The organism is Streptomyces sp. NPDC058637, from assembly GCF_042717325.1.
Taxonomy (GTDB): Bacteria; Actinomycetota; Actinomycetes; order Streptomycetales; family Streptomycetaceae; genus Streptomyces.
The window spans coordinates 192,082-203,627 of sequence record NZ_JBHXRD010000011.1 but is presented as its reverse complement, the minus strand read 5'-3'; the positions used below and the strand labels follow the sequence as shown (position 1 = coordinate 203,627).

Below are 11,546 nucleotides of genomic sequence, written 5' to 3'. Positions count from 1 at the left end.
CCCGCATGATGGGTCGAACGATCTTCATCGACCCGGGGCGCTGCATCGGCTGCCAGGCCTGTGTCTCCGCCTGCCGGGAATGCGACTCGCACCGTGGCAAGTCCATGATCCACCTCGACTACACCGACGAGGGTTCCTCCGTCGCCTCCCTTCCCACGGTCTGCATGCACTGCGAGGACCCGGTGGCCCCCTGCGCCGAGGTCTGCCCGGCGGACGCGATCCTGGTCACCGCCGACGGCGTCGTCCAGCAGGCGGACACCACCCGGTGCATCGGCTGCGCCAACTGCGTCAACGCCTGCCCGTTCGGCGTCCCGAAGATCGACCTCCAGGCGAAGCTGCAGATGAAGTGCAACCTCTGCTACGACCGCACCGCGTATGGGCTGGCCCCCATGTGCGCCACCGTCTGCCCGACCGGCGCCCTCTTCTACGGCACCGTCGAGGAGCTCCAGGCGGAGCGTCCCGGGGTGCAGGTCGCCGACACCTTCGTCTTCGGCGAGAGCGAGGTCCGCACCGGAGTCGCCATGGTCGTGCCCGCGGAGCGGGTCCAATGGCCGGTACCCGGCGGACTTCCCGTCGTCGAGGTCAACGGGAAGGACGTCCGCCGATGAGCGTCACCGAACAGTCGCAGCCGGGCCACGACCCCGACTCCGGCGGCGACCCCCGCGAGGCACTGCACGACAGGATCGCGGCCGACTCGCTCACCACCCGCCGGGACTACCTCCGGATCGTCGCCACCGTCTCCGGCGGCCTCGCCGTGGGTGGCCTGGCGGTGGCGGGCGGGATCCTCCACCGTCACGGTGAGTCGGAGGACGGCAAGGCCCCCGCCCCGAAACAGATCGCCGCGCAGCTGCTGCCCGGCGAATCCCTCGCCTTCCGCTATCCCGGGGACGAGGACCGGGCCGTCGCCGTGCGGCTGGACGACGGCACCCTCGTCGGCTATTCCGCGGTCTGCACCCACCTGGCCTGCGCGGTGCTCTGGCGCAAGGAGCGCGGCACGGAGGGCGAGCTCTACTGCCCCTGCCACGAAGGGGTCTTCGACGCCCGCACCGGTGAGGTCACCGCCGGGCCACCACCCCGCGGGCTGCCCAAGGTGGTGCTGACCGAGTTGGACGACGGCAGCGTCTGGGCCGTCGGCACCACCCGCTCCGGGGAGAGCGTCGAGGCGGGGCTGTGCCGTCAGCTCGGCGAGGACCGCCCGGATCTCGCCGCCCGGATCGGCTGCCCCGGCACCGGAGGGGGTGCGGAGGGGCCGTCCTCACCGGCTCGTCCGGCTGTAACGGCGTCCTCGGCGGCGGGTGAGCCGCCCCGCGGACCCGGCGACGCCACGGCGACCGGGAGGCCGTCATGACTGAGCCCCTGGACCCGGTCGAGCCGCCGCGGCCCGCCGACCCCGCCGGATCCGCGTATCCCGACTACCACCCGGGCAGCGCGCGCGCCGAGCTGAACCGCCCGGTCCACGAGCGCTATCCCCAGATCCGGCCCACCAGCGGGTACGCCGACCCACGGGTACGGCACACCGGTCCGGGGCCCGGGGCGGGCTCGGAGCAGGAGCCCGAGCGCTCCGCGAAACTGACGGCCCGGCTGGTCCTGGCCCTCAGCGTGGTCATCGGTCAGCTGTGGGCGCTCACCGAGGTCGTCAACGTGTGGATGGAGGGCGACACCGGTACGGCCTGGTGGGGCGCCGGCTTCCTGTGCCTGTCGTTCCTCGTCGTGCTGGGACTGTGGCTGGTCGATCCGAAGGACCGGTGAACGCGGCCGTACCCTGGAGGTATGAGTACCGCCCCCACCCCCGGACCGCGAGAATCGAAGCCGCCGCAGCCGCAGGAGCAGCAGCCGCAGGAGCCCAGGCATGAGCCGTTGGCTCTGATCTTCGACGATCCGCTGGACCGGCAGTCCGCGGACGACACGGACCAGGGGTGGGGCGAGCGGGCTCCGTCCGGCGGCAGTGCGGCCGATCTGGCGCGCTTCCTCGACGAGAAGCCGCCCCACCACATCTGATTCCCGCCGGTCCCGCGCCCGGCCGCTGAGGACGGGCGACGCCGGGCCACCGGCTCGTCCCGGATCTCCTTCAGCACCTCCAGCTCGCTCACCTCCAGCGCCTCCTTGACGCCTTCCTTCGCCGCCTGAGCCGCAGCGCGCCTGGCGAGGTGCTTCACCATGGGCATCACGATCAGGAAGTAGCCGACGGCGGCAGTGATCAGGAAGCCGAGGGCCGCGCTGAGGACCGATCCCCGGAGGATCTCGATCCTCTCCGCCCCTCCGGTCCCCGGGTCCATACCGCGGGGGCCTCGCAGGCAGGAGCGGTACCGCTCCAGGTCCTGGGTCCCGAAGGCACCGACGAGCGGATTGATGATTCCTTCGACGATCGCGTTCACCTCGCACCAGAGCCTTCCCCCGGTCGGGCCGTAAGGGGAATGAACGGCTCCGCGACCTGAAGCGGTGGAAGGACACACTGTCCCATCAGGTGCGTCCGACAAGTGAGTTGACGATCTTTCAGTTCTGGTCGGCGTGGGACACCGCCACCGCGAGCCGTCCCGAGGCGCCGGCTCCCGCGAGGGCCGCAGCGGTCTCCCGCTCCACGGACAGCACCACCAGGGCGCCGGCTTCCGGCCCGGCACCGCCGTCCGGCCCCGGGAAGGCCCCACCCGCGCCCGTCGCGTCACGCGGTACCTCCGTCACCCGTACGTCCTTCGCCACCACCCGGGCACCGGCCTCCCCGTCGTGCGCGGCGATCACGTCGACACGGTCCCCCGGCCGCAACAGCCGGACCGTCGCCGCGTCCGCGATCCGAACCGGCGCGGACAGCAACCGCACCGGCCGCCGCTCCGGGCCCGGCGGCGCGCCGACGCCCGTGACGGCGGCCCCCCTCCCGTCGTCGGGCCCAGGTGTGCCCGAGCCGGCATCGGCCAGGCCCGAAGCGGCGAGCACCGCGGAAGCGAGGGCGAAGCCCGCAGCCATGGCGCGGCGCCGCCCCCGCAACGCCCGCCGCAGTCGTCGTCCACCACCGCCGCGCACGCGCAGGGGACCGAAGAGCGGGACCCCGCAAGGCGGGGGAGGCGCGGGACGCGTATCGGGCACCGACGGGAACATGACCAACACCACCTGTCGTGAGGGAAGTCCACGGGGAACACGCGACGAATCGCGTGAGGGGGAGTCCCGCGGGACCTCCCGCCGAACTCCCCCTCACGATCCACTCTCCGCGCGAAGCCCGCACAGCCCTGTGGACAGGGCGCGCGTTGTGGACAACTCGGTCACCCGTACGAGAAGCAGCCCCGGTACAAGAGGCCGGGCTACGGAGCTACCGGCATGCCGGGCTACCGTGACACCGAGGTGCTGGACGGTGTGGGCCCGTCAAGGCAGTTCCACCCCCGTGTGGATGCCGTCCAGGGCGTGCATGCAGACGCAGTCACGGTCCGCGTTCGCCGGCAGTGCGGCCACCGCGTCGAACAGCACCGACCGCAGCCGGTCCACATTGGCGGAGAACACCTTCAGCACATCGCTGTGGTTGACGCCCTCGCCGGCCTCGGCGCCCGCGTCGAGGTCCGTCACGAGTGTCAGCGTCGTGTAGCAGAGCTCCAGTTCACGGGCCAGGACCGCTTCGGGGTGCCCCGTCATCCCGACCACCGACCAGCCCATCGCCGCGTGCCAGCGCGATTCGGCACGGGTCGAGAAGCGAGGCCCCTCGACCACGACCAGCGTTCCGCCGTCCACCGGGTCCCAGTCGCGCCCGCGGGCCGCGGCGAGGGCCGCCTTGCGCCCCTGGGGGCAGTAGGGATCGGCGAAGCCGAGGTGCACCACGTTCGGCTCGGTGCCGTCCGTCCGGGTCACACCGTCGTAGTAGGTCTGCGTACGGGCCTTGGTGCGGTCCACCAGTTGATCCGGTACGAGCAGGGTGCCCGGCCCGTACTCCGGGCGCAGGCCGCCGACGGCGCACGGGCCGAGCACCTGACGTACGCCGACGGAGCGCAGGGCCCAGAGGTTGGCGCGGTAGTTGATGCGGTGCGGCGGAAGGTGGTGGCCGCGGCCGTGGCGCGGGAGGAAGGCCACCCGGCGGCCCGCGATCTCTCCCAGGAAGAGGGAGTCGCTCGGCGCTCCGTACGGGGTGTCCACCTGGACCTCGGTCACGTCCTCCAGGAAGGAGTAGAGACCCGATCCGCCGATCACGCCGATATCCGCTGTACCCGTTTCTGCGTTCACCATGCGGTCACACTAACCGGGCACGCACGACCGGGACCCCGCTGAGTGGATCAGTGGGGTCCCGGTGAAGCGTATGAAGGTGTGCGCGCGGCCTCAGGCGGCAGACGTACCGCTCGACGAGGAACTCGACGAAGCGGAGGACGCCGAGGACGAGGACGACGTCGAAGCGGTCGGCTTCGAGTCCGATCCCGACGAGGACGACGTGCTGGAAGCGGAACCGGACGCCTTCGCGGACGACGTGGCCGGCGTGCTGCTCGACGAGGAGCCGCGGCTGTCGTTCCGGTAGAAACCGGAACCCTTGAAGACGATGCCGACCGCCGAGAACACCTTCTTGAGGCGTCCTTCGCAGTTCGGGCACACGGTCAGGGCATCATCGGTGAACTTCTGCACCGCCTCGAGGCCCTCGCCACACTCGGTGCACTGGTACTGATAGGTCGGCACTTGATCCTCCTGGCACTCTCACTCAATGAGTGCTAACGACGGTCCATACTGACGTATTCCGAGCGATCAGTCCACCGTGACCGGCTCGCGGTGACCGATCCCACGCGCCACCGTCCGCCCCCGGGACGCCGGTGTCAGCCGCGAGCGCAGGGCCAGCAGGGTCACCAGGGCCAGCGCCGTGCCGATCAGCGGCACCACGAAACCGGTGCTCGCACCATGGGCGTCCGCGAGCTGTCCGGCCACCGTGACGGCGGCCGCCTGGCCCAGGGCCACCGCGCCGGTCAGCCAGGTGAAGGCCTCGGTCCGCGCGGACGCCGGCACCAGGGCCTCGACCAGCGTGTAGCCGCTGATCAGGGCCGGGGCGATGCAGAGCCCGACCAGCAGGCCCAGACCGGCCAGCAGCGGCACGGAGTGCACAGCCCAGAGACCTGACGCGGTCAGGGTCAGGGCCACGTATCCGACGATCAGGCGACGGCGCGGGCTGCTCTTCCAGGCGATGGCCCCGCAGGCGATACCGGCCAGCATGTTGCCGGCAGCGAACACCCCGTACAGCAGACCGTTCACGCCGGGGCGGCCGATCTCCTCGGAGAACGCGGTCAGGGAGACCTGCATTCCGCCGAAGACGGCGCCGATTCCCAGGAAGGTGATCGCGAGCACGCGCACGCCCGGTACGGAGAGTGCCGAGCGGTGCGGCTCCGCGGCGGTCGCGGCGCTCCGGACGGCGGGCTGGGTGGCGCGCCGGGCGGCGAACAGGAGGCCCCCGACGAGCGTCAGCGCGGCCTCGGCGATCAGCCCCGCCGCCGGGTGCACGCCGGTGCACAGCGCCGTCGCGAGCACGGGTCCGACGACGAAGGTGAATTCGTCCGTGACGGACTCGAAGGCGGCGGCCGTGGACATCAGCGGGGAGGCCGGACGCCCCGGGGCGGCGCCAAGCGTGGCCGCCCAGCGGGCCCGGACCATCGGCCCGATCTGCGGGATGGAGGCACCGGTCGGCACCGCCGCCAGGAACAGTGCCCACAGGGGCGCGTCCGCCAGGGCGAGCGCCGTGAGCACACCGACGGAGGCGGCGTGCACCAGGACTCCGGGCACGAGGACGGAACGCTGGCCGAAGCGGTCGGCGAGCTTGCCGCTCTGGGGCGCGAACAGGGCCATCGAGACCCCGGACACGGCCGCCACGGCGCCCGCGCTGCCGTACGAGCCGGTGGTGTGCTGAACCAGGAGCACGATGCCGATGGTCAGCATCGCGAAGGGCTGCCGGGCCGCGAAGCCCGGAAGGAGGAAGGTCCACGCACCAGGAGTGCGCAGCAACTGCCCGTAACCGGGGCGGTCGGAGACCGTGGACGCCACGGTCCTTGCCTTTCTGCCGCCTGGTGGCCGGGCTCCGCGCGGGGCGCCGCACAGGGGTGCGGGCTCGGGCGGGAGCTGCCGAGAGCTGTCCTCTTCGCGCGGAACTGCGGTAGATGCCGGGCGCTCGCTCCAGAGGCGAATGGACGCCACGACCGCCATACGGTCGCGCCAGCTCTGCATCAGGCAGAGTTGGTCGATAAAGATCAATACGTGTGGATCATGTGTAGCAGTCCTTCATCCTACAGGCCCTGGGTTCGATGTGCCTCTGATTGCGCCAGAGGCCCCCGTCACCACCTCTGATCAGTGGTGCGCCTTCGTGCCACCCGAAGTACCGCCCGACGTACCGCCCGAAGCGCCCCCGGACGTACCGCCCGACGGGCCCCTCGGCCTACCACCACCCGGCCGCCCCTCGCCGCCTCTGCCGAGCTTCTTGGCCAGCTTCATCACGTGCGGCACATCGGGTGAGCCGTTCTGCTGACGCCCGCCCGTCCCCAGCCAGCCGGCCAGCTTGCCGCCCTCGCCGACCGCCCGCAGCCGTGCCTCCGTCGCGTCGCGTACCGGGTCGGTCGCGACCACCAGGAGCTCGTCCCCGCGCCGGAGCACGGTGGACGGGGCGGGCACGAAGCTCTTCCCGTCCCGGACGACGAGGGTGACGGCTGCCCCTGCGGGCAGCCGCAGCTCGGCGACCTCCACGCCGTGCATCTTCGACTTCCCGGGGATGGCGACGGACAGCAGATGCCCGCGCAGCCGCTCCAGGGGCGCCGACTCGATGCCCAGGTCCGCCGTCTCGGACGGGTCCTCCGAGATCTTCAGGGCCCTCGCGAGCCAGGGCAGGGTGGGCCCCTGGATCAGCGTGTAGACGACGACGAGCACGAAGACGATGTTGAAGACCCGGGTGCTGCCCTCGATCCCGGACACCATGGGAATCGTCGCCAGGATGATGGGGACCGCGCCGCGCAGGCCCGCCCAGGACATGAGGGCCTTCTCGCGCTGTGGCAGTCCGAACGGCGCCAGGCTGATGAAGACCGACAGCGGCCGTGCGACCGCGGTCAGCACCAGCCCCACGACCACGGCGGGCCAGAAGTCGTCGATGAGGTCGTGCGGGGTGACCAGCAGGCCGAGCAGGACGAACATGCCGATCTGCGCCAGCCAGCCGAGACCGTCCGCGAAGCCGCGGGTGGCCGGCCAGTGCGGCAGCTTGGAGTTGCCGAGGACCATCGCGGCCAGATAGACGGCCAGGAACCCGCTTCCGTGGGCCATGGCGCCCGCCGCGTACGCGGACACGGCGATGGCCATCACGGCGATCGGGTAGAGGCCGGACGCGGGCAGCGCCACATGACGCAGTCCGAGGGAGCCGAGCCAGCCCACCGCGAGGCCGATGGCCGCGCCGATGGCGAGCTCCAGGGCTATCTCCCCGACCAGTACGTACCAGTGCTCCACGGGGCCGACGGCGGAGAAGGCCACCACCAGGATGACCACGGGGGCGTCGTTGAAGCCGGACTCGGCCTCCAGGACGCCGGTGATCCGGGAGGGGAGCGGGACCTTGCGCAGCACCGAGAAGACGGCCGCCGCGTCGGTGGAGGAGACGACGGCGCCGATGATCAGGGCCTGTCGCCATTCGAGGCCGACGAGATAGTGCGCCGCGCTCGCGGTGATGCCCACGCTGATGCCCACGCCGACAATCGACAGCACGGCCGCCGCCGGCAGTGCGGGTCTGACTTCCTTCCACTTCGTGCCCAGCCCGCCCTCGGCCAGGATGACGACCAGGGCGGCGTAGCCGATCACCTGGGTCAGCTCGGCATTGTCGAACTTGACGTCGAAGATGCCGTCCTGCCCCATGGCGATACCGATGCCGAGGTACAGGAGCAGGCTGGGGAGCCCGCTGCGGGACGAGATGCGTACGGCCGCGACGGCGACCAGCAGGACGAGCGAGCAGACGAGCAGAAGTTCGTTGAGCGCGTGGACAGTCAGGGTCCGTTCCTTCCCTGCGTACGCCTTCCGGATCGACCTCCGGCGGCCAGTACTTCGTTACCTTACCTAATCTTTAACGTTTCCTTGACGCGTTCGAGTGTCCGTGCGAGGACTACGCAAATGGATGCATCCCCATACCGCGTCCGAGTGGCTTCGGCGGGGCGCCTATGGTTGCTCCTGCACTCCCAGGACCACCCTGCCCCTCGAAGGACAGCGATGCCCGCCAACACAACCGCCCCTTCCGGTTCTTCCGATGCGAAGAAGCCCGGCAGGAAGAAGGGGCGACGCGCCCGCCTGTTCGTGATCGTCCTGGTGCTGGCGCTTGTCGCGGGTGTCGGTTACGGCGCGTTCTGGTCCGTATCCACGGTCCGGGCCTCGTACCCGCAGACCACCGGTTCGATCGAGCTCAAGGGTCTTACCGGCGACGTCGACGTCAAACGCGACAGTCACGGGATCCCGCAGATCTACGCGGACTCCGACAGCGACCTCTTCCGTGCCCAGGGCTTCGTCCAGGCGCAGGACCGCTTCTGGGAGATGGACGTCCGCCGTCACATGACGTCGGGCCGGCTCTCCGAGATGTTCGGCTCCGGCCAGGTGGAGACCGACTCCTTCCTGCGCACACTGGGCTGGCGCGAGGTCGCGCAGGAGGAGTACGACACCGAGCTCGACGAGGACACCAAGAAGAACCTCCAGTCGTACGCGGAGGGGGTGAACGCGTATCTGGAGGGCAAGGACGGCAAGGACATCTCCGTCGAGTACGCGGCCCTCGGCCTGACCAACGACTACAAGCCCACCGAGTGGACCCCGGTCGACTCGGTCGCGTGGCTGAAGGCGATGGCCTGGGACCTGCGCGGGAACATGCAGGACGAGATCGACCGCTCGCTGCTGACCAGCAGGCTCAGCAAGACGCAGATCAAGGACCTCTACCCGGCCTACCCGTTCGACAGGAACGACCCGATCGTCGACCGGGGCGCGGTCTCCCCGGCCACCGGCACGTTCGAGCCGGACGCCGAGCCGTCGGACGACATCGGTGCGCAGACCCCCGAGGGTGCGACCGAGGGCCTGAACACCCAGCTCTCCGCGCTCTCCGACACCCTGGACGAGATCCCGGCCCTGCTCGGCCCCAACGGCAACGGCATCGGATCGAACTCCTGGGTCGTCTCCGGGGAGCACACGACCACCGGCAACCCGCTGCTGGCCAACGACCCGCACCTGGCGCCCATGCTGCCCTCGCTCTGGTACCAGATGGGGCTGCACTGCCGTGAGGTCTCGGAGTCCTGCCGGTACGACACCGCCGGTTACACGTTCTCCGGGATGCCCGGTGTGATCATCGGCCACAACCAGGACATCGCCTGGGGCTTCACCAACCTCGGCGCGGACGTCACCGACCTCTTCCTGGAGAAGGTCTCGGCCGACGGCTACCAGTACGACGGCAAGACCGAGCCCTTCGTCACCCGTGAGGAGACCATCAAGGTCGCGGGCGGCAAGAGCCGGAAGATCACCGTCCGGGAGACGAACAACGGGCCGCTGATCTCCGACCGCAGCAGCGAGTTGGTGAAGGTCGGCAAGAAGGCCCCGGTCACCAACTCCGCCCCGGACCGGGGCGACGGCTACGCGGTCGCGCTGAAGTGGACCGCGCTGGACGCCGGCAAGTCGATGGACGCGGTCTTCGAGCTCAACCGGGCCAAGGACTTCAAGTCCTTCCAGGCGGCGGCCGAGCACTTCGAGGTGCCCTCGCAGAACCTCATCTACGCGGACACCGAGGGCAACATCGGCTACCAGGCCCCCGGCAAGATCCCGGTCCGCGTCAAGGGCGACGGCACGACGCCGAGCCCCGGCTGGACGTCGGAGTACGGCTGGGAGGACAAGCCGGTCCCGTTCGCCGAGCTGCCCTACGAGTACAACCCGGACCGCGGCTACATCGTCACCGCCAACCAGGCCGTCATCGACGATTCGTACAAGCACCTCCTCACCGAGGACTGGGGCTACGGCGCACGCAGCCAGCGGATCAACAGCCTCATCGGGGACAAGATCAAGCGCGGCGAGAAGATCTCCACCGATGACATGCAGACGATGCAGATGGACAACGAGAGCGCGATCGCCGCGAAGCTGGTCCCGAAGCTGCTGAAGATCGGCATCTCCGACAAGAGCGTCCGCGAGGCCCAGAAGCTGCTGGAGGGCTGGGACTACACCCAGGAACCCGACTCGGCCGCCGCCGCGTACTTCAACGGTGTCTGGCGCAACATCCTCAAGCTGGCCTTCGGCAACAAGCTCCCCAAGGAGCTCCGCGCCCAGGGCGACTGCCTCAGCGTGCTGCCCGCCACCAGCACCGGACCGGTGGACGAACAGACCAAGCGCGTACGGGAGTGCGGCCAGCGTGACCCCGACTCGGCGCAGCCGGACGGCGGCGACCGCTGGTACGAGGTCGTCGGGTCCATCCTCGACGACACGGACAACGAGTGGTGGAAGGTGCCCGCCCAGGGGCGCCAGGAGGCGATCGAGAACCGGGACCAGCTCTTCGCCCGTGCCATGAAGGACGCCCGCTGGGAGCTGACCGCCGAGCTCGGCAAGGACACCAGCACCTGGAGCTGGGGCCGGCTGCACCAGCTGACCCTGCGCAACCAGACGCTCGGCACCGAGGGCCCCGACCTCCTGCAGCGGGCCCTCAACCGCGGTCCGTGGCACCTCGGCGGCGGCGAAGCCGCTGTCAACGCCACCGGCTGGAACGCGGCGGGCGGCTACGACGTGATCTGGGTGCCCTCGATGCGGATGGTCGTCAACGTGGGGGAGTGGGACAAGTCCCGCTGGATCAACCTCACCGGCGCCTCAGGGCACGCGTTCAGCGCGCACTACACCGACCAGACCGACAAGTGGGTCGACGGTGACCTGCTCGACTGGTCCTTCGAACCCGACGCGGTCCAGCAGTCCACGGTCGACACCCTGACGCTCGAGAAACCCTAGGCAGGGTTCCGGGGAGTGAAGTGCCGCGCCCCGGCAGGCGTGACGACGGCGTCCACGGGGTGGTCGTGCGGTTCCTCCGGAACCCGCGCGACCACCTCGTCGTCGTACAGCAGGACGACGAGCGCGGGGTCCGCCCCGGCCGCCGACAGCCGGGCCAGCACCCGGTCGTAGCTGCCCCCGCCGCGGCCCAGCCGCATCCCGCGCCGGTCCACGGCGAGTCCGGGCAGCAGGACCACGTCGGCCCCGAGGACCGCTCGGGGCCCCAGGCGTACGCCGTCCGGCTCCAGCAGCCCCCGTCCGGCGGGGACGAGATGTTCCGCGCCCTCGTACTCGGCCCAGTCCAGGTCGTTGTCCGGCATGAGTACCGGCAGCAACACCCGTACGCCCCGGGCACGCAGCGTGTCCAGGAGCGCGTGTGTCCCGGGCTCTCGCCCCACGGACACGTAGGCCGCCACGGTCCGGGCTCCTGCCACCTCCGGGAGGGCGTATGCCGTCGCGGCGAGAACCGCGGCGGCGTTCTCGACGTCCTCAACGGACAGGAGCCGTCGCGAAGCGAGGAGTTCGCGCCGTAGTAGTGCCTTTCGGGACATGTCATCGTTCAACGGGTGCTCGCATACCTCTTTTATGGG

At 70.5% G+C, this 11,546-nt stretch carries 11 protein-coding genes and 1 pseudogene; 5 read left to right on the top strand and 7 right to left on the bottom strand.

Annotated elements, in window-relative coordinates; translation table 11 throughout:
- Window positions 1-5 precede the first annotated feature (5 nt).
- Genes ACFWVP_RS14170 through ACFWVP_RS14155 form a run of 4 tightly spaced genes read left to right on the top strand, consistent with a single transcriptional unit; the run spans window position 6 to window position 1,998 of the window.
- Window positions 6-608, top strand: a complete 603-nt coding sequence (locus ACFWVP_RS14170; protein WP_384496486.1) for a 4Fe-4S dicluster domain-containing protein — start codon at window positions 6-8, stop codon at window positions 606-608.
- Complete coding sequence (locus ACFWVP_RS14165; RefSeq protein ID WP_384496484.1) at window positions 605-1,348, top strand: ubiquinol-cytochrome c reductase iron-sulfur subunit; 744 nt, start codon at window positions 605-607, stop codon at window positions 1,346-1,348. Before ACFWVP_RS14170 ends, ACFWVP_RS14165 begins: the two co-directional genes overlap by 4 nt.
- On the top strand, window positions 1,345-1,749 hold the full coding sequence (locus ACFWVP_RS14160; protein WP_384496482.1) for a hypothetical protein: 405 nt from the start codon (window positions 1,345-1,347) through the stop codon (window positions 1,747-1,749). Before ACFWVP_RS14165 ends, ACFWVP_RS14160 begins: the two co-directional genes overlap by 4 nt.
- A 21-nt stretch (window positions 1,750-1,770) precedes the next feature.
- Window positions 1,771-1,998, top strand: a complete 228-nt coding sequence (locus ACFWVP_RS14155; RefSeq protein WP_384496480.1) for a hypothetical protein — start codon at window positions 1,771-1,773, stop codon at window positions 1,996-1,998.
- 2 nt (window positions 1,999-2,000) lie between these two features.
- On the opposite strand, the pseudogene ACFWVP_RS14150 reads toward ACFWVP_RS14155, so the two are convergent.
- The 6 genes and pseudogenes from ACFWVP_RS14150 to ACFWVP_RS14125 all read right to left on the bottom strand — a co-directional run.
- A pseudogene (locus ACFWVP_RS14150) lies at window positions 2,001-2,375 on the bottom strand (MscL family protein); the annotation flags it as partial.
- Between the two features lie 118 nt (window positions 2,376-2,493).
- Window positions 2,494-3,090 carry an RcpC/CpaB family pilus assembly protein gene (locus ACFWVP_RS14145; protein WP_384496479.1) on the bottom strand — a complete coding sequence of 199 codons (597 nt, stop codon included), beginning with the start codon at window positions 3,088-3,090 and terminating at the stop codon, window positions 2,494-2,496.
- A gap of 261 nt (window positions 3,091-3,351) precedes the next feature.
- Complete coding sequence (locus tag ACFWVP_RS14140) at window positions 3,352-4,200, bottom strand: S-methyl-5'-thioadenosine phosphorylase (protein ID WP_384496477.1); 849 nt, start codon at window positions 4,198-4,200, stop codon at window positions 3,352-3,354.
- 90 nt (window positions 4,201-4,290) lie between these two features.
- Window positions 4,291-4,638 carry an FmdB family zinc ribbon protein gene (locus tag ACFWVP_RS14135; RefSeq protein WP_384496476.1) on the bottom strand — a complete coding sequence of 116 codons (348 nt, stop codon included), beginning with the start codon at window positions 4,636-4,638 and terminating at the stop codon, window positions 4,291-4,293.
- 66 nt (window positions 4,639-4,704) lie between these two features.
- Window positions 4,705-5,985, bottom strand: a complete 1,281-nt coding sequence (locus ACFWVP_RS14130) for an MFS transporter (RefSeq protein WP_384496474.1) — start codon at window positions 5,983-5,985, stop codon at window positions 4,705-4,707.
- Between the two features lie 300 nt (window positions 5,986-6,285).
- The gene (locus ACFWVP_RS14125) at window positions 6,286-7,956 is read right to left on the bottom strand and encodes a potassium/proton antiporter (protein ID WP_384496544.1); all 1,671 of its coding nucleotides are present in this window, start codon (window positions 7,954-7,956) and stop codon (window positions 6,286-6,288) included.
- 216 nt (window positions 7,957-8,172) lie between these two features.
- On the opposite strand from ACFWVP_RS14125, the gene ACFWVP_RS14120 reads away from it, so the two are divergent.
- Window positions 8,173-10,917, top strand: coding sequence for a penicillin acylase family protein (locus tag ACFWVP_RS14120; protein ID WP_384496472.1), 2,745 nt, complete (start codon window positions 8,173-8,175; stop codon window positions 10,915-10,917).
- On the opposite strand, the gene ACFWVP_RS14115 is transcribed toward ACFWVP_RS14120, so the two are convergent.
- Entirely contained in the window at window positions 10,914-11,507 is a 594-nt protein-coding gene (locus ACFWVP_RS14115) for a 5-formyltetrahydrofolate cyclo-ligase (RefSeq protein ID WP_384496471.1), read from the bottom strand. The genes ACFWVP_RS14120 and ACFWVP_RS14115 overlap by 4 nt on opposite strands.
- Between the last annotated feature and the right edge of the window lie 39 nt (window positions 11,508-11,546).